Origin of the sequence: Leisingera methylohalidivorans DSM 14336 (assembly GCF_000511355.1) — a bacterium.
Lineage (GTDB): Bacteria > Pseudomonadota > Alphaproteobacteria > Rhodobacterales > Rhodobacteraceae > Leisingera > Leisingera methylohalidivorans.
Genome location: NC_023135.1, coordinates 1,117,204 through 1,134,856 on the forward strand (window position 1 = coordinate 1,117,204; position 17,653 = coordinate 1,134,856).

Genomic DNA, 17,653 nt, shown 5'->3' on the forward strand with positions numbered 1-17,653 from the left:
GCCTCCGGCGGGAGTATTTGGACAAAGATGAAGCAGGGAGAGCCGCGCCATGGCGGACAAGTCGTTTTTGAACTGGCCGTTCTTTGAGGACCGGCACCGGGAACTGGCGGCAGAGCTGGAAGACTGGGCCGGGGCGCATCTGGCGGGCATAGATCATTCGAACACCGATGCGGCCTGCCGGGCGCTGGTGGCTGCGCTGGGAGAGGGCGGCTGGACGCAGCATTCCGGGGCTATGGCCGGGGAGCAGATGGACGTGCGCAGCCTGTGCCTGATCCGCGAAACGCTGGCGCGCCATGACGGGTTGGCAGATTTTGCCTTTGCCATGCAGGGGCTGGGGACGGGTGCGATCTCGCTGTTCGGCACGGCAGAGCAGCGGGGCGAATGGCTGCCGCTGACCCGCGCAGGCAAGGCGATATCCGCCTTTGCCCTGACCGAGCCGCAGTCAGGCTCGGATGTGGCCAACTCCACCATGACGGCGACGCTGGATGGCGATACTTACGTGTTGAATGGCGAGAAGACCTGGATCTCCAACGGAGGCATTGCCGATGTCTACACGCTGTTTGCCCGCACCGGCGAGGCACCGGGCGCCAAAGGGCTGAGTGCTTTCGTTGTGCCGGCGGATCTGCCTGGGTTTGAGGTGGTGGAACGGCTGGAAACCATCGCGCCGCACCCGCTGGCAACATTGCGTTTTACCGATTGCCGGATCCCGAAGTCCGCGCTGCTTGGGCAACCGGGGCAGGGCTTCAAGATCGCGATGTCGGTGCTGGATGTGTTCCGCTCGACCGTGGCGGCGGCGGCGCTGGGGTTTGCCCGCCGGGCGCTGGACGAGGCGCTGGCGCGGGTTACCACCCGGCAGGTGCAGGGCGCGCCGCTGTTTGATCTGCAGATGGTGCAGGGGCATATTGCCGATATGGCGCTGGACGTGGATGCCAGCGCGCTGCTGGTTTACCGCGCCGCTTGGGCCAAGGATTCCGGGGCGGCACGGGTGACGCGCGAGGCGGCGATGGCCAAGCTGTTTTCCACCGATCAGGCGCAGCAGGTCATCGACAAGGCGGTGCAGCTGCATGGCGGCGACGGCGTGCGCCGGGGCCAGAAGGTTGAGGAGCTTTACCGCGATATTCGTGCCTTGCGCATTTACGAAGGGGCCTCGGACGTGCAGCGGGTGGTGATCGCCCGCCAGGCGCTTGCCGCTTTTCAGGGAGGGAACTGAGATGCTGGGACCATCAGCGCATGAAGACACTTTCACCCGGGATAACCTGCCGCCGGCGGAGCAGTGGCCCGGGTTTCTGCTGGAGGGGTTTGACTATCCCGACTACCTGAACGCCGCGGTCGAGCTGACCGATGCGATGGTGGAGAAGGGGTTTGGCGACCGCACTGCGCTGATCGGCAACGGCCGCTACCGCACCTACAAGGAGCTGGCCGACTGGACCAACCGGCTGGCGCATGTGCTGAGCGAGGATCTGGGGGTGAAGCCTGGCAACCGGGTGCTGATCCGCTCGGCCAACAACCCGGCGATGGTGGCCTGCTGGCTGGCGGCGACCAAGGCGGGCGCGGTGGTGGTCAATACCATGCCGATGCTGCGCAAGGGGGAGCTGGCCAAGATCGTCGATAAGGCCGAGGTGTCCCATGCGCTGTGCGACACCCGGCTGAAGGACGAATTGGTCGCCTGCGCCAAAGACTCGAAATTCTTGAAGACCGTGGTGGGCTTTGATGGCACGTCCAATCACGATGCGGAACTGGACCGGCTGGCGCTGGAAAAACCCGTGGCTTATGAGGCAGTGCGGACGGGGCGCGATGACGTGGCTTTGCTGGGGTTCACTTCCGGCACCACCGGGTCGCCCAAGGCGACGATGCATTTTCACCGCGATTTGCTGATCATTGCCGATGGCTATGCGCGTGAAGTGCTGGATGTGCAGCCCGAGGATGTCTTTGTCGGCTCGCCGCCGCTGGCTTTCACCTTCGGGCTTGGCGGGCTGGCAATTTTTCCCTTGCGGTTTGGCGCTGCGGCGACGCTGCTGGAAAACGCAACCCCGCCGAACCTCATCGAGATCATCGAGAAATACAAGGCAACGGTCTGCTTCACCGCGCCGACAGCCTACCGGGTGATGCTGCGGGCGATGGAGGAGGGGGCGGATCTGTCCTCGCTGCGGGCGGCGGTTTCGGCCGGGGAAACCCTGCCCGCGCCGGTCTATGACGAATGGATGCAGAAGACCGGCAAGCCGATGCTGGACGGGATCGGCGCGACCGAGATGCTGCATATCTTCATCACCAACCGGTTCAGCGATCACCGGCCTGCCTGCACCGGCAAACCGGTCGGCGGCTACCAGGTGAAGGTGCTGGATGCAGACGGCGCCGAGGCCCCGCGCGGCGAAGTCGGGCGGCTGGCAGTAAAGGGACCGACCGGCTGCCGTTACCTGGCTGATGACCGGCAGGCGGAATATGTCCGGGATGGATGGAACATCACCGGCGACAGTTTCATCCGGGATAAGGATGGCTATCTGCACTTTGCCGCCCGGAACGACGACATGATCGTGTCGGCCGGCTACAATATTGCAGGTCCTGAAGTGGAAGCCGCCCTGCTGGCGCATGAGGCAGTGGCGGAATGCGCGGTGATCGGCGCCCCGGACGAGGCCCGCGGCGAGATTGTGCAGGCGCATGTGGTGCTGGCCGCGGGGCAGGAGCCGTCGGCGGATCTGGTGAAACGTCTGCAGGACCACGTAAAGGCGGCGATCGCGCCTTACAAGTATCCGCGCTCGGTTGTGTTCACCGCAGCGCTGCCAAAGACTGAAACCGGCAAAATCCAGCGCTTCAGACTGAAAGCCTAGCTGCCAGAGCCATTCCCGGTGCTTGTCCTGACAGCGGCTGTCAAACTGCCGGCAGGGTGGGTGCGCGGGTTTTACGGGCTCACCAAGCCTTTGCCACGCTGCAGCGGCTGTAAGGGGCCGAGATAGAGCGGCAATTACATCTGAGTGCGGGTGGAGGCGAGTACCGGAATCGAACCGGTGTACACGGATTTGCAATCCGCTGCGTCACCACTCCGCCAACTCGCCATCCGTGGTGTAGGGCGTGATTAATCACATGCCCGCTGCCTGCGCAAGAGGCGTTTTGCCTCTGTCCGGACCAAAAATTGCTTTTCTTTCCGGATGGGTAGAATCTCACCTCGCCGCAGTTTGGTCAAGTGCCGCCGCGCGGATGCCAGCGGCAATCAGGGCGGGAATGCCGGGCAGGGCACCCGTGACTGGCAGCAGAAGCCCTTGGAAACCGGCAGCCTCGAGCGCCTGGGGGATGTCCTGTTTAACATGGTCGCCGGCCTGGGCAAAAAACGGCAGGCAAATGGAATACGCAGGCAAAGCGGTTGCGGCGGATTCAACCCTTGGAGCTTGCTCCACATAGCCGGGCGAGACTGCGCAGCCGGGCAGCAGGGGGCGCAGCCTGGCAGCAAAACATTCTGCGGCCTCTGCCGCCTTGGGACCGCGGGCAGACCCGTGGGCGGCGAGCAGAAGATGCGTTTCAGCCAGCGGCCAGCCTTGCCTTTCCGCGGCCTGGCGGACGGCCTCTGCAGCGAGGGCCGGAAGGGCGGCATCCAGACCGAAAGGCGCGGCCATGCAATAGCTGCGGCCCTGCAGGCGGTCAGGCAGAACCTTGGCTGTGAACCATCCGTGCGACATGAAAAACGGATAGACCACGGTGTCATCGGCCATTTCGTGCTCCAGCCGCCCGGGCGTGGCGAGGGTGGCGGAGCGGATATCCCAATCCGGCAGATGCGCCGCAACCTCGGCCGCAAGCCTGGCCAGAGCGGCCTCTGCCGGACCAGGGTCGGAAGGCTGGCCATGGGCGGTGATGACGGCGGTGCGCGTGGTCTTCGTCAAGGCGGGGGTCCGGATTGTTGAAACTGCGTAAGTAGTCGGGATTGTTCCGCTATTTGGGGGGCTTGCCGGGCACTCCGCAAGGCTTGGGAAGATTTTTTCTGCGGCGTGCTGAGAAACGAAACCAAGGAGGTTGACCTTCCCGGGCGCTTCACCTAAATCAGCAAACACTCTGAGCGGGTATGGTGAAATGGTATCATAAGAGCCTTCCAAGCTTAAGGTGCGGGTTCGATTCCCGCTACCCGCTCCAGATCCTCCCCCTTCTGCCATTCTGTTACACCGTGACGCGGGATGTTCGCGCGTTCATGTGCTTTTTGAACCGGCTCAGCGCTTGACGCGCGGGGCCTGCGGGGCCATGAACCGTGGCGAATGCGCGGGGTTTCATACCCGCCAGCCCAAAGTGCAGAAGGATCCGGAATGGCGCGGAGACAGGCGGCCCCGAATGCGGAACAGGAGCGCGAAGGCTCCCGGAAGATTGGCGTGCTTTCGGCGCTGTGGCCGTTCATGCGGCCGTACCGTCTGCTGATGCTTGCCGCGACCTGTGCGCTGGTGATGACCGCAGGGCTGTCGCTGACGCTGCCTTTGGCGGTGCGCCGGGTGGTGGATAATTTCCGGGTCTCGGAGTCCGAACTGCTGAACCTCTACTTCGGCGCTGCGCTGGGGATTGCTGCGCTGCTCGCGGCGGGCACCGGCGTGCGCTATGCGCTGGTGACCCGGCTGGGCGAGCGGGTTGTGGCTGATATCCGCAAGGCGGTGTTCGACCGGGTGATCGGGATGAGCCCGGAGTTTTACGAACGGGTCATGACCGGTGAAGTGCTGAGCCGGATCACCACCGACACCACGCTGATCCAATCGGTGCTGGGATCCTCGGTGTCGATCGCGCTGCGCAACCTGCTGATCTTCCTGGGCGGCATGGTGCTGATGCTGCTGACCTCGGCCAAGCTGACGATGATGGTGCTGCTGATCGTGCCGGCCGTCATTGTCCCGATCCTGGTCCTGGGGCGCCGCCTGCGTGCCATCAGCAAGGAAAACCAGGACTGGATTGCGGCCTCCTCGGGCAATGCCGGTGAGGCGCTGGGGGCGGTGCAGACCGTGCAGGCCTTTACCCATGAGGCCGCCAGCCGCCAAAAGTTCGGCGAGATGACCGAGACCGCCTATACCGTGTCCTGCCGCCGGATCCGGACCCGGGCTTATCTGACGGTGATCGTTATTTTCCTGGTGTTCTCGGGCATTGTCGGCGTGCTGTGGATGGGTGCCAATGATGTGCGCGCGGGGGTTATGTCCGAGGGGACCCTGATCCAGTTTGTGATCTACGCGGTGCTGGTGGCGGGCTCAGTGGCGGCGCTGTCGGAGATCTGGAGCGAGCTGCAACGGGCGGCGGGCGCCACCGAGCGTCTGGTGGAGCTGCTGAATGCGGCCGATACCGTGCTGGATCCCGTTGCGGCCCAGGTGCTGCCCGCGCCGGTGAAGGGTGAGATCCAGTTCGACAACGTGTCTTTCCGCTATCCGTCGCGCCCGGATGTCTCGGCTCTGGACAAGGTGTCGCTGGCGGTGAAACCGGGCGAGACTGTGGCCTTTGTCGGCCCGTCCGGGGCGGGCAAGACCACCATCATTCAGCTGCTGCAGCGGTTTTATGACCCGAACCAGGGTGCGGTGAAGCTGGACGGCGTAGCGCTGACTGCACTGCAGCGGGATGAGTTCCGCCATCACATCGCGCTGGTGCCGCAGGATCCGGTGATTTTTGCGGCCTCGGCCCGCGAGAACATCCGCTTTGGCCGTCCTGAGGCCTCGGATGCCGAAGTTGAGGCTGCCGCCCTGGCCGCCGCGGCGCATGACTTCATCTCGAAACTGCCCGAAGGCTATGACAGCTTTGTCGGCGAGCGCGGGGTGATGCTGTCGGGCGGCCAGAAGCAGCGGATTGCCATCGCCCGTGCCATCCTGCGCGATGCGCCGGTGCTGTTGCTGGACGAGGCGACCTCGGCGCTGGATGCCGAAAGCGAGCGTCTGGTGCAGGCCGCGGTGGACGAGTTGAGCCAGGGCCGGACCACCCTGATTGTGGCGCACCGTCTGGCGACTGTCAAAAAGGCCGACCGGATTGTGGTGATGGATCAGGGCCGGATCGTGGCCACCGGCACCCATGATGAGCTGGTGGCGCAGGGCGGGCTTTATGCGCGTCTTGCCAAACTGCAGTTCACCGAAGGGCTGGCCGCGGAGTAGACGCCGAATTCTGCAAAATACCCAGCACCCCGCACCCCGCACCGGGTCCGGGCTGTTTGTGTTCTGAAATCTGCAACGGGCCGCAAAATGGCGCCACGTCATGCCGTAAACTGCCTTGGCGTGACCCTGCTCCGGAGCTTGCGCAATTGCGCGTTTGCAATAGTCTGGCGCAAACAGAACACCCCATTCATTGGGGGAACGGGGAGGAGATAAATGGGATTTTCCGGAGTCGCGGACCGCGACGCGCTGCAGAACGAAATGCCGTATGAGGCGCGGGATCTGCCGGCCACGCTGTACGGGCTGCTGTCACGGACTGCGGGCAGATACCCGAACAGCAAGGCGGTGAGCTATCAGATTTTTTCCGGCCCCCAGGATAAGGCGGAAACTCTGACCTGGAGCAGGCTGAAGGCTCAGGTGAGCCAGGCGGCCAACATGTTCCGCGCGCTGGGGATCGGGGAGCAGGATGTGGTCGCCTATGTGCTGCCCAACTGCAACGAAACACTGGTGACCATGCTGGGCGGCGCGGTGGCCGGGATCGTGAACCCGATCAACCCGCTGCTGGAGCCGGAACAGATCGCCTCGATCCTGCGGGAGACCAAGGCCAAGGTGGTGGTGACCCTGCGGCCCTTCCCCAAGACTGATGTGGCGCAGAAGGTGGCCGAGGCGGTGCGCCATGCGCCCGGGGTGAACACGGTGCTGGAAGTGGACCTGAACCGCTATCTGACGCCGCCGAAATCCTGGATCGTGCCGCTGATCCGGCCCAAACTGGACAATCAGGCCAAGGCGGCCCATGCGGATTACCTGAATTTCTCCAAAGAGATGGCGAAACAGCCCGCCACGTTGAATTTCGCCGACAGCAACGGCGACCGGGTTGCCTGCTATTTCCACACCGGCGGCACAACCGGCATGCCCAAGGTGGCGCAGCACAAATACTCGGGCTTGATCTATAACGGCTGGCTGGGGCACACGCTGCTCTTCACCGAAGAAGACAACATCATGTGCCCGCTGCCGCTGTTTCACGTCTTTGCGGTGCATGTGATCATGATGGCGGCCGTATCCTCGGGGGCGCATGTGGTGTTCCCGACGCCGCAGGGCTACCGGGGCGAGGGGGTATTCGACAACTTTTGGAAGCTGATCGAACGCTGGAAGATCACCTTTATCATCACCGTGCCCACCGCTGTTTCGGCGCTGATGCAGCGCGAAGTGGACGCTGATATATCCTCGGTGAAAACTGCGTTTTCCGGCTCGGCGCCCATGCCGATGGAGCTGTTCAAGCGGTTTGAAGCGGCTTCGGGCGTGACCATAGTAGAAGGTTACGGGTTGACTGAGGCGACCTGCCTGGTTTCCTGCAACCCTCCGGGCGGCGAGAAGAAGGTTGGGTCGGTCGGGATCCCGCTCCCCTATACCGATGTGCGGATTGTCAAGCAGACCTCCGGCGGCCCGCTGGAGTGCGGTGTCGATGAAGTGGGGGAAATCTGCATCTCGAACCCCGGCGTCTACCCCGGCAACACCTATACCGAAACCGACAAAAACGTGGACCTCTACTATCAGGACAAATACCTGCGCACTGGCGACTTGGGTCGGATTGACGAGGATGGCTATCTGTGGATCACCGGCCGTGCCAAAGATCTGATCATCCGGGGCGGCCACAATATCGACCCGGCTGAGATCGAAGAAGCGCTGCTGGGGCATGAAGCGGTGGCTTTCGCCGGCGCTATCGGCCAGCCGGATGCCCATTCGGGTGAGCTGCCTTGCGCCTTTGTCGAACTGGTCGCAGGCGCCTCGGTCAGCGAGGCGGAGCTTCTGGACTACTGCAAGATCCACGTGCATGAGCGCGCGGCGATCCCCAAGCATCTGACAGTGCTGAAGGAGCTGCCGAAGACTGCCGTGGGCAAAGTCTTCAAGCCGGATCTGCGCAAACACGCGATCACCCGCGTTTACAACGGCGCGCTTGAACAGGCCGGGCTGGCCGCGCGCGTTGTCAGCGTGACCGACGACAAGAAACGGGGTCTGGTGGCCCAAGTGGCGGCCAATGGCAGTGCTGAGCCTGAAATCGCGTGTGTTCTGGACCGTTTCACCCGGCCCTGGGAGCCGGCGGCAGCCTGAACCGGGCGGCCAGCGTGAGATAAAGGGCGCCCTCAGGGGCGCTTTTTCATTCAGGCATTCCATTTGCGGGAATCTCTGCCTAGGCTCTGAAAAACAGGCACGCAGGGAGGCTCGCGGATGGATTACGAACGGCTGATCGACGAGGAGACCTGGGACTTTATCCAGAAGACCGGCGAGCTATACCCTGATGACGCCGTGGAAATGTCCATCGAGGAACAGCGCCGGATTTACGATTCCATGGCACGCGAGTTCCGGGCGCCGCGCCCGGATGTTGTGGCGGTCACCGACAGCTCGGCCAATGGCGTGCCGGTCCGGGTCTACACCGCAGGCGATCCGACCCGCACGGTGCTGTTCTGCCATGGCGGCGGATTTGTGGTCGGCGGGCTCGACAGCCACGACGATGTCTGTGCCGAGATCTGCGCCCAGACCGGTTACCGGGTGGTGGCCGTGGATTACCGCCTGGCGCCGGAACACAAGCACCCGGCCGGTTTCGAGGGTGCCTGGACAGCTTTGGAATGGGTGGAGGCGGTTTACGGCAACGGTATTGTCCTGGCGGGTGACAGTGCCGGTGCGAACCTGTGCGCCGCGGTTGCCCATCATGCGCGTGGCCGGACGGAAGCAATTCTGGGACAGGTGCTGATCTATGGGGTCTTTGGCGGCGATGTGAACCAGGGATCATATATTGAACACGCCCAGGCGCCGATGCTGACCCGCGAGGACGTGCTGTATTATATGGATATCCGAACCGATGGCGCGGCACCGCAAGATGATCCGCTGCTGACACCGCTTGCCGACAGCGATTTTGCAGGCCTGCCGCCGACAGTGCTGGTGACGGCTGATTGCGACCCGGTGCGCGATGACTCCCGCGATTACCGCGACCGTATCCTGGAGGCCGGCGGCAAGGCGCATTGGATCAACGAGCCGGGCCTGATCCACGGATACCTGCGCGCGCGCCACACCGTGGGCCGGGCGCGGGACAGTTTTGAGCGGATCTCGGTCGCGATCGAGGCGCTGGGGCAGGGGATCTGGAGCTACGATCACGAGGCGCCCTAGCCGGCAACCTCGCGGCATTGCTCCTGAACCAGGGATGTATCCAGCCAGCCGCCGCTGGTTGCTTGCCAGTCCGGGCCGGAGGTCGTGACATAGGTCCAGCTGCCGACCGGGATATGCGAGTAGCTGACATAGTCCCCGGCAACGATCTGCCCGACCAGCGGGGCCTCCGGGCGGTGCCCCGCCCGCAGGCCGGTCACCGGGCCCAGCCAGCCCAGGCAGGCGCTTTCAAATTCGTCGCGCACAGGAAGGTCCCACAGCTGGTGCCTGAGGAACAGATCGTCCAGGTCCAGATAGGTCTGCTTGTTGTTCACCCGGCAGCCAAAGCGCGCCTCCATCTCCTTGACCAATGCCACTATCCGCTCGGCAGGCGGCAGCAATGAGACCGATTTGCCGATGCAATCGCCGTTGTTGAACACAGCCCGCCCCAGCGGCGAGCCGAAACAGTACCCGGCACGGTCGATGACAGCGTTTCTGGTGAACCAAAGGTCGTGGCAGGCATCGCTGGCCAGAACCGGGGACGCCAGCAGGCACAGCGCAGCAGCAAAGGACTTCATGGCAATCATTCCTGTCATTCGAACACGGCGGCTGAGCGGCAGTCTAGCACAAAGCCGCCGCAGCCGCGTTATTTCAGGAACGGTTCTGCCTTCATGCTGTCCGCTACCGGCGCGCCCAGCCGCTTGAGGATAGTGGGCGCCAGCTGGCGCTGGTCGACCACTGCGTCATGATCGGGGCCTTCGGCCTCGCCAAAGTAATAGAGTGCTGTTTCCTGCTGCAGGGCGCTGCGGCCGCCGTGATGGCCGCGTTCGTCCTGGCCGTGGTCGGCAGTGACAATCACCTCATACCCCAGGCCGCGCCAGCGGGTGATGAAAGGGGCCAGCATTTCGTCCATCACGAAACAGGCGTGATCCATTTCGTGGCAGTCGTGAAAGAACCGGTGGCCCATGCTGTCCAGGGTGCAGGTGTGCAGCATCCCGTAGTCCAGGCCAAAGCGCAGGCAGAGATTGGTCAGCGTGCCGAACAGATCGATATCCGACGGGGTCATCTGGTTGTCCTTGCCGTAGCCGGTCATGGAATGAAAGCGGCCATGGGTGATGGTCTTGCTTTCCGGCTCGTCATATTCGATGTCGCGCACGTAGTCGAAAGGATGACGGTTGAAGAAAGACGACCAGTAGCTGTGTGCCACGGCGCCGGTGACGCCGCCGGCTTCGCGCACCTGGGAGAACACGTCCTTTTCCTTCAGCCGGAACACATTGGCGTTGCCAGTGCAGCCATGGATGGCGGGCGCGACGCCGGTGTGGATCGAGGCATAGCAGCTGGCCGAAATCGACGGCAGCACCGAGCGCAGTTTCCAGACCCGGGCATCGCCGCTGTCCACCCAGCCTTCGAGGTTGCCGAACAGGCGGCGGAAGTTGCGCCAGGGCACGCCATCCAGAATGATGAGCAGGAGTTTGTTGTCCATTCGCCGAATCCTTTTGCATGGCAAGGGCCTCGGTGCCGTATCATCGTGACGGATTCTTGATTTGCCATTCAAAAAACGAATGAATGGTCAGAAACCGGCATTACAGGTGGATGTTCAGCTGCATTGCCGCGGAGGCGCCGGCCGGATCTCAGAATGCCGTAGCAAGGACATAGCAGCCGGCCAGCACCAGAAGCCCGCCGGTGGAACAGGCAAACAGGCGCGGGTCGGGAGCATGTTTTTCTGCCAGCACATACAGCGCAAGGCCGGTAATCCAGTAAAGGTTCATGACCCCGCCGGCAAACAGCAGCAGCATCAATGCCCAGCAGCAGCCGAGGCAAAAAACGCCGTGATGGGCGCCCATCAGCACAGCACCGGCCAGTCCTGTGCGGTTATGCGCGGTCAGAAATTGTACCGGCATACGGCAATGAAACAGGCAGGCGTGCTTGCAGGGGGTAAACTGATAGGTGCCCGCCGCCAGCAGCAACGTGCCGCCAAGCGCGCGGCTGCTGAGCGACATCATGGGGCCGTCCGACAGCCCCGCTGTTTCCAGCCACCATTGCAAGGCAGTGGCAGCAAATGAAAAAACGGCCCAGGCCAGCAGGTAGCCGCACAGGAACAGGAGGCCCAGCAACGGTGCCTGGCCGGGCCGGGCGCCGGCTTTCTTGATGGCCGTATACAGCAGCAGAACCGGCGCCGCGCTGGGAGTCATCATGGCGATCATCATGATCCACCACATCAGAAAGATCAGCGCCGCGTAACCCGGGGTCCAGGCGCCAACCGCGCCCATCTGCATCGGCTCCCCGATGGGGCGGGCCATGCGGGTCATCTCGACCGCGCTCATCTCCATCCCTGCGCCGGAAACGGTGTAAAGCAGGCTCAGCAGCAGGATCACCCCGACAGCAGCAAGCACCACCGCCTGATCGCGGCGGGCCAGGCGTTCGGCCGGCCCCTGAAACTGCTGCTGCCGGCCCACGGCGGGTCAGGCCGCTCGCTGGACGCCGTCGCCGGTCAGATGCAGTTCGGCCACATGGGTGTGGGTATCGCTGTTTTTTTCCAGCCGGATTGCCCCCTGATGGGTGACGGTGCTGCCGCTGGCAACGTGGGCCTCGGCGTACTCGAACCCGTTGGGCAGCTTGATGCTGACGGAATGGGGTTCTCCCGATACGATATTGGCGATCGGCTTGACCGTGGTTTCGGCGATATCGCCAGCCTTGGCCGAGCCGGTCATCTTCTCCGCATCGAAATCGATGGAGACCGGGGCGGTCAGGGTCTCGTGCTTGGTCGGGCTCATGGTGCTGAAGACATGGAACATGGTGGCAAATTCCTGGGTGTCCTCGCCGCGCATGATCGCTTCCAGCGCCGCGCGCTGCCCGGCGGAGGCGCCTTCGTCGATGATCATCTGCATCTCGCCGTTGCCTTCATGAACGGCGCCCGGCCACTTGTAGAGCACCGCAGCCGTCAACCCGTCCAGAGACACCTCGCCGTGATGGCCCTTGTCGATGCGGAAAGTCAGCATCGCCTCGCAGGTGCCGTCGCTGGGCAATTGCGAAAACTGGCAGGGGCAGCCGGGAACGCAGTTGCAGTTGGAAATTCCCAAACCGTGAATGGCCCAGTCTTTCATGGCAGTTCCTCCCGGAAATCGTTAACAAAAAAACCGCCCGTCGGAAACGGGGTGGCCTGCACAGGAAACGGCCGCGCTCAATGTCTGGATCTTGTTAGCGGCTGGACCCGCCGCATTCGCTCCGGTGGCGGCAATTTACCACAAAATCACGAGGGGCAAAAAAAGAAAATGCCCCCGCCCGGAATCGGGCAGGGGCGCATCGCGTCGCAATCGGCCGCCGGATCAGTTGCCGGCGCTTTCCATTTTACGGTTGGCGATCACCTCTTCCAGCCAGCCCAGCTTCATCTCGGGGACGGAACTCAGCAGCAGGTCGGTGTAATCGTCAAACGGCGGGCTCAGCACTTTGGACTTGCCGCCGTAGCGCTGAACCTTGCCCTGGTACATCACTGCGATGTTGTCAGAGATGGCGCGCACGGTTGCCAGATCGTGGGTGATGAACAGATAAGCGACATCTTCGATCTTCTGCAAATCCAGCAGCAGCTTCAGGATACCGTCTGCCACCAGCGGGTCCAGCGCCGAGGTGACCTCGTCGCAGATGATCATCTTCGGCTTGGCAGCCAGCGAGCGGGCAATGCAGACACGCTGCTTCTGGCCGCCGGACAGCTCTGCCGGATAGCGGTCCATGAACTTCTCGCCCAGCTCGATCTCGTCCAGCAGTTCGATGATCCGCTTCTTCTTCTCGGCGCCACGCATCCCGAAGTAGAACTCCAGCGGCCGGCCGATTATGGTGCCGACGGTCTGGCGCGGGTTCATCGCGACATCTGCCATCTGGTAGATCATCTGCAACTCGCGCAGGTCCTCGCGGGTGCGCCCCTTGAGGTCTGCCGACAGCGTGCGCCCTGCAAATTCGATCTCGCCTTCGCGCGGCGGCAGAAGCCCGGTGATGACGCGGGCCAGGGTGGACTTTCCGGATCCGGACTCGCCCACCACCGCCAGCGTCTGGCCGGGATAGAGGTCAACATTCACATTGTGCAGCACGTCGAAGCGGGTGCCCTTGTAGCGCGCGGTGATGTTGCGCACGCTGAGCACTGGATCAGGCGTCGGGGCCTTTTCCTCATGCTCGATGGAGCGGACCGAGACCAGCGCCTGGGTGTACTCCTCCTGCGGGTTGTTGATGATCTGATCGACACTGCCGTATTCCACGGTGTTGCCCATCTTCAGCACCATGATGTCGTCGCTCACCTGCGCCACAACCGCCAGGTCGTGGGTGATGTAGAGCGCGGCAACGCCGGTGTCGCGGATTGCTTCTTTGATCGCCATCAGCACGTCGATCTGGGTGGTCACATCGAGCGCCGTGGTGGGCTCGTCGAACACCACCAGATCCGGCTCCGGGCACAGCGCCAGCGCGGTCATGCAGCGCTGCAGCTGGCCGCCTGACACCTGATGCGGGAACCGCTCGCCGATGTTGTCCGGATCCGGCAGGCCCAGTTTGGCGAACAGGGTACGTGCCCGCTCCTCGGCCTCCTTGCGGGAGAACTTCTTTTGCTCCACCGCCGCCTCGACCACCTGGTCCATGATCTTTTTGGCCGGGTTGAAAGAGGCCGCCGCCGATTGCGACACATAGGTCACTTCGCCGCCGCGCAGTTTTCGTACATCGCGGAGGCCGGTTTTCAGGATATCGCGCCCGTTGACCCAGACCTCGCCGCCGGTGATCCGCACGCCGCCGCGGCCATAGGCCATGGCCGAAAGACCGATGGTGGATTTGCCGGCACCGGATTCGCCGATCAGCCCCAGAACCTTGCCGGGCGCGAGATCAAAGCTGACCCCGTGCACGATCTCAATATCCTTGGGCTTTTCCCCCGGCGGATAGATGGTCGCGCCGATCTTCAGGTCGCGGACTTTCAACAGAGGATCGCTCATCCGCGGCCTCCTTTCAGTGAGGTTGTCCGGTTCAGCACCCAGTCAGCCACCAGGTTGACCGAGATCGCCAGGGTGGCGATGGCAAAGGCCGGGATCAGGGCCGCGGGAATGCCATAGACAATGCCGTCCTTGTTTTCCTTCACGATGCCGCCCCAGTCAGCCGCCGGCGGCTGAACACCAAGGCCAAGGAAAGACAGGGTGGAGACGAACAGCACCGCAAAGATGAACCGCAGGCCCATCTCGGCGACCAGCGGCGACAGCGCATTGGGCAGGATTTCGCGGAAGATGATCCACGAGGTCTTCTCGCCGCGCAGCCGGGCTGCTTCGACGTAGTCCATCACTTCGATATCGACCGCGACCGCCCGGGCCAGCCGGTAGACCCGGGTCGAGTCCAGCAGGCCCATCACCACGATCAGGGTGGGAATGGTCACTGGCATGACCGAGAGCACAACCAGCGCAAAGATCAGTGTCGGGATCGACATGAGCAGATCGACAAACCGCGACATCGCCTGGTCCAGCCAGCCGCCGGCCTCGGCGGCGATAAAGCCCAGAATGGACCCGGTGGTAAAGGACAGCACGGTTGCCGCGGTGGCAATGAAGATTGTGGTCTGGCCGCCGTAGATCATCCGGGTCAGCAGATCGCGGCCGATGTTGTCGGTGCCCAGCAGAAACTCCGCGCTGGCGGGTTCCCAGACATCGCCGACCACTTCGCCCACCCCGTAAGGGGCCAGCAGCGGCGCAAGAATCGCGCCGAGGAAATAAAGGGCCGTGAAGAACAGCCCGATGAGTGCGGAAACGGGGATATTCTTCATTTCGGATGCCTCAGACGCGGGTTGCTCAGGATTGCAACGATATCGGCAATCATATTGAGACCGATATAGACGGCGGCGAAGATCAGGCCGCAGGCCTGCACCACAGGGACGTCACGCTTGGATACATGGTCGACCAGATACTGGCCCATGCCGGGGTAGACGAATACCACCTCGATCACCACGACGCCGACCACCAGATAGGCAAGGTTCAGCATCACCACATTAACGATAGGGGCAACCGCGTTCGGGAACGCATGCCGGTAGATCACCTGAAAGGCGTTGAGCCCCTTCAGCTCGGCAGTTTCGATATAGGCCGACTGCATCACGTTGAGGATCGCCGCACGAGTCATCCGCATCATGTGCGCCAGCACCACCAGGGTCAGCACGGCGATCGGCAGGGCGATGGCGTTGAGCTTTTCGAACAGGCTCATCGAGTCGTTGATCATCGCCACCGACGGGAACCACCGCAGCTTCACCGCGATGAGATACATCAGCACATAGCCGATCAGGAATTCGGGAATGGAGATCGAGGCGAGAGTGACGCCGGAGATCAGCTTGTCGGGCCAGCGGTCCTTGAAGCGGACGGCGAGCAGGCCCAGAAAAATGGCCAGGGGCACCGCAACCACGGCCGCCCAGAAGGCAAGGAACAGGGTATTCCAGAAGCGGCTCGCAAGGGCCTCGGAAATATCCTGGCCGCTGGTGAGCGCGGTGCCCAGGTCGCCCTGGATGGCACCGAACAGCCAGGCAAAATAGCGCTGCACGGGCGGATCGTTGACACCAAGCTCAGCTCTCAGGTTGGCAAGCGCTTCGGGAGTTGCCGATTGGCCCAGAATCGATTGGGCGACATCGCCGGGCAGCACCATCGTGCCGGCAAAGATCACTACTGAGATGAGCAGAAGAAGGAGGAGGCTCAGCGCGATGCGCTGAGCCAAGAGTTTGAAAACAGGCGACATTTAGGCTTTGACCCACAGCTTGCTGGCGGCATAGCCGTTCATCAGAACCTGACCGGGCACACCTTCGACCCAGCCGTCCACCTTATCGGTGGTCGCTTCGACAAAGTCGTTGAACATCGGACAGATCAGACCGCCTTCGTCGCGCAGGATGGTCGACATGTCGGCATACATCTGCGTCCGCTTGGCGACGTCCAGTTCGCCGCGGGCGGCAACCAGCATCTGGTCGAATTGCTCGTTGTTGAAACGGGTGTCGTTCCAGTCCGCGGTCGACAGATAGGCGGTGGTGAACATCTGGTCCTGGGTCGGACGGCCGCCCCAGTAGCTGGTGCAGAACGGCTTGTTGTTCCAGACTTCCGACCAGTAGCCGTCGTTCGGCTCGCGCTTCACGTCCAGTTTGATGCCCGCGCTGGAAAGCGACTGCTGGAACAGCGCGGCAGCATCCGGGGCGCCCGGGAAGGAATTGTCCGAGGTGCGCAGGAGGATTTCACCGTCATAGCCCGCCTTTTTCAGGTGGTGCATCGCCTTGTCCGGGTCATACGCGCGCTGCTCCAGCGCGGTATACATCGGGTAGGAGGCATTGATCGGCGTGTCGTTGCCCACCGTGCCATAGCCGTTCAGGATCTTGTCGACCATTTCCTGGCGGTTGATGCCGTATTTCAGCGCCATGCGGACGTCGTTGTTGTCGAACGGCGCGGTGTTGCAGTGCATGATGAACACGTAATGGCCGGCCGCAGAGGTCGAGTGCACGGAGATGTTCGGCGCACGGTCCACCAGTTTTGCGGTGCGCGGCGGCACCCGGTCGATCACATCCACCTGGCCGGACTGCAGCGCGGCTACACGGGCGGTGTCATCATTGATGACAATGATTTCAACGGTTTCCGCATTGCCCAGATCTCCCCAGTAGTTCGGGTTCTTTTCAGCCACAAAGCGCACGCCCATATCGGCGGACTTCATGATGTAGGGGCCGGTGCCGATGGCTGCCGCGGGATCGTCATTGCCGCCGCCCGGCTGAATGATCAGGTGGTAGTCTGCCAGCAGATAGGGAAGGTCGGCATTCGGGCTGTCCAGTTCGAAGACGACGCTGTCGCCATCGGCGCGCACGTCCTTGATGCCGCGCATGATCCCCAGGGCGCCGGACTTGGTGTCCTCGCCGCTGTGGCGTTCCATGGTCTTGACCACGTCTTCGGCGGTGACATCCTGGCCGTTGGAATAGGTGACGCCCGGGCGCATCTTGAAGGTCCAGGTCTTGGCATCCGCCGAAGCCTCATAGCTTTCAGCCAGCTTGTTTTCGATGCCGCCATCGTCAGCCAGTTCGACCAGCGTCTCCCCCCACAGGCGGGTGACCATCAGGCCAACGGTGTTGGTGACCAGGGCCGGATCCATGCTGTCGGTGGTGGAGCCGCCCTGCAGGCCCAAACGGATGGTGCCGCCCTTTTGCGGTCCGGCCGCCTTGGCAGCACCGGACAGCAGCAGGTTGGCAGAAACAGCGGTGAAGCCCAGAGCGGCGGCCTTGCCAAGGAAGTCGCGGCGCGACAGTTTGCCCGCCACAGCCTGGCTGGCGAGATACTGCATATGTCTATTCATCGATTTCTCCCGATTGATTGCGGTGCTGCGGCACCTGTTTTTTGATTGATGGTTCAAGATTTGCGCATTTGCTGCAACCTCGCAAGCGTTATTCGCGAAACCCTTGGCGGGGGGGAATGCGC

General features: G+C 62.9%; 14 protein-coding genes and 2 tRNA genes. 6 read left to right on the plus strand and 10 right to left on the minus strand.

Going from position 1 to position 17,653, the window contains the following annotated elements:
- Nucleotides 1-49 precede the first annotated feature (49 nt).
- Entirely contained in the window at nt 50-1,210 is a 1,161-nt protein-coding gene (locus METH_RS05520) for an acyl-CoA dehydrogenase family protein (RefSeq protein ID WP_024089437.1), read from the plus strand.
- Nucleotide 1,211: 1 nt separating this feature from the next.
- On the plus strand, nt 1,212-2,825 hold the full coding sequence (locus tag METH_RS05525; protein WP_024089438.1) for an AMP-binding protein: 1,614 nt from the start codon (nt 1,212-1,214) through the stop codon (nt 2,823-2,825).
- A 151-nt stretch (nt 2,826-2,976) separates the two neighbouring features.
- Here METH_RS05525 and METH_RS05530 read toward each other — a convergent pair.
- Both METH_RS05530 and METH_RS05535 read right to left on the minus strand, forming a co-directional pair.
- Nucleotides 2,977-3,050 (minus strand) — tRNA-Cys (locus METH_RS05530).
- Nucleotides 3,051-3,155: 105 nt separating this feature from the next.
- Complete coding sequence (locus METH_RS05535) at nt 3,156-3,869, minus strand: CbiX/SirB N-terminal domain-containing protein (RefSeq protein WP_024089439.1); 714 nt, start codon at nt 3,867-3,869, stop codon at nt 3,156-3,158.
- A 173-nt stretch (nt 3,870-4,042) separates the two neighbouring features.
- On the opposite strand from METH_RS05535, the gene METH_RS05540 reads away from it, so the two are divergent.
- The 4 genes from METH_RS05540 to METH_RS05555 all read left to right on the plus strand — a co-directional run bounded on the left by METH_RS05540 (nt 4,043) and on the right by METH_RS05555 (nt 9,242).
- Nucleotides 4,043-4,116 (plus strand) — tRNA-Gly (locus METH_RS05540).
- Nucleotides 4,117-4,283: 167 nt separating this feature from the next.
- Nucleotides 4,284-6,083 carry an ABC transporter transmembrane domain-containing protein gene (locus tag METH_RS05545; protein ID WP_024089440.1) on the plus strand — a complete coding sequence of 600 codons (1,800 nt, stop codon included), beginning with the start codon at nt 4,284-4,286 and terminating at the stop codon, nt 6,081-6,083.
- Between the two features lie 213 nt (nt 6,084-6,296).
- Nucleotides 6,297-8,189 (plus strand): acyl-CoA synthetase, encoded by a 1,893-nt coding sequence (locus METH_RS05550; RefSeq protein WP_024089441.1) that lies wholly within the window; start codon nt 6,297-6,299, stop codon nt 8,187-8,189.
- A 117-nt stretch (nt 8,190-8,306) separates the two neighbouring features.
- Nucleotides 8,307-9,242, plus strand: coding sequence for an alpha/beta hydrolase (locus METH_RS05555; protein WP_024089442.1), 936 nt, complete (start codon nt 8,307-8,309; stop codon nt 9,240-9,242).
- Here the strand turns inward: METH_RS05555 and METH_RS05560 are convergent.
- The 8 genes from METH_RS05560 to METH_RS05595 form a co-directional block, all read right to left on the minus strand.
- Nucleotides 9,239-9,814 (minus strand): DUF4453 domain-containing protein, encoded by a 576-nt coding sequence (locus tag METH_RS05560; protein ID WP_245602954.1) that lies wholly within the window; start codon nt 9,812-9,814, stop codon nt 9,239-9,241. The genes METH_RS05555 and METH_RS05560 overlap by 4 nt on opposite strands.
- Nucleotides 9,815-9,864: 50 nt before the next feature.
- Nucleotides 9,865-10,701, minus strand: coding sequence for an alkaline phosphatase family protein (locus METH_RS05565; protein ID WP_024089444.1), 837 nt, complete (start codon nt 10,699-10,701; stop codon nt 9,865-9,867).
- A gap of 148 nt (nt 10,702-10,849) precedes the next feature.
- A complete protein-coding gene (locus METH_RS05570; protein WP_044008342.1) occupies nt 10,850-11,674 on the minus strand; it encodes a DUF2182 domain-containing protein in 825 nt (274 codons plus the stop codon).
- Between the two features lie 6 nt (nt 11,675-11,680).
- Complete coding sequence (locus tag METH_RS05575; protein ID WP_024089446.1) at nt 11,681-12,322, minus strand: DUF1326 domain-containing protein; 642 nt, start codon at nt 12,320-12,322, stop codon at nt 11,681-11,683.
- Between the two features lie 222 nt (nt 12,323-12,544).
- Nucleotides 12,545-14,182 (minus strand): ABC transporter ATP-binding protein, encoded by a 1,638-nt coding sequence (locus METH_RS05580; protein WP_024089447.1) that lies wholly within the window; start codon nt 14,180-14,182, stop codon nt 12,545-12,547.
- Nucleotides 14,179-14,994: an ABC transporter permease gene (locus METH_RS05585; RefSeq protein ID WP_024089448.1), complete on the minus strand. Its 816-nt coding sequence runs from the start codon at nt 14,992-14,994 to the stop codon at nt 14,179-14,181. The genes METH_RS05580 and METH_RS05585 overlap by 4 nt, the downstream gene beginning before the upstream one ends.
- Nucleotides 14,991-15,947, minus strand: coding sequence for an ABC transporter permease (locus METH_RS05590; protein WP_024089449.1), 957 nt, complete (start codon nt 15,945-15,947; stop codon nt 14,991-14,993). The genes METH_RS05585 and METH_RS05590 overlap by 4 nt, the downstream gene beginning before the upstream one ends.
- Nucleotides 15,948-17,531 (minus strand): ABC transporter substrate-binding protein, encoded by a 1,584-nt coding sequence (locus METH_RS05595; RefSeq protein ID WP_024089450.1) that lies wholly within the window; start codon nt 17,529-17,531, stop codon nt 15,948-15,950.
- Between the last annotated feature and the right edge of the window lie 122 nt (nt 17,532-17,653).

Coding starts and splice junctions, on each gene's coding strand:
- METH_RS05525 (WP_024089438.1), top strand. CDS start 1,212: ATGCTGGGACCATCAGCGCATGAAGACACTTTCACCCGGGATAACCTG.
- METH_RS05545 (WP_024089440.1), top strand. CDS start 4,284: ATGGCGCGGAGACAGGCGGCCCCGAATGCGGAACAGGAGCGCGAAGGC.
- METH_RS05550 (WP_024089441.1), top strand. CDS start 6,297: ATGGGATTTTCCGGAGTCGCGGACCGCGACGCGCTGCAGAACGAAATG.
- METH_RS05580 (WP_024089447.1), bottom strand. CDS start 14,182: ATGAGCGATCCTCTGTTGAAAGTCCGCGACCTGAAGATCGGCGCGACC.
- METH_RS05555 (WP_024089442.1), top strand. CDS start 8,307: ATGGATTACGAACGGCTGATCGACGAGGAGACCTGGGACTTTATCCAG.
- METH_RS05585 (WP_024089448.1), bottom strand. CDS start 14,994: ATGAAGAATATCCCCGTTTCCGCACTCATCGGGCTGTTCTTCACGGCC.
- METH_RS05565 (WP_024089444.1), bottom strand. CDS start 10,701: ATGGACAACAAACTCCTGCTCATCATTCTGGATGGCGTGCCCTGGCGC.
- METH_RS05595 (WP_024089450.1), bottom strand. CDS start 17,531: ATGAATAGACATATGCAGTATCTCGCCAGCCAGGCTGTGGCGGGCAAA.
- METH_RS05575 (WP_024089446.1), bottom strand. CDS start 12,322: ATGAAAGACTGGGCCATTCACGGTTTGGGAATTTCCAACTGCAACTGC.
- METH_RS05590 (WP_024089449.1), bottom strand. CDS start 15,947: ATGTCGCCTGTTTTCAAACTCTTGGCTCAGCGCATCGCGCTGAGCCTC.
- METH_RS05560 (WP_245602954.1), bottom strand. CDS start 9,814: ATGACAGGAATGATTGCCATGAAGTCCTTTGCTGCTGCGCTGTGCCTG.
- METH_RS05520 (WP_024089437.1), top strand. CDS start 50: ATGGCGGACAAGTCGTTTTTGAACTGGCCGTTCTTTGAGGACCGGCAC.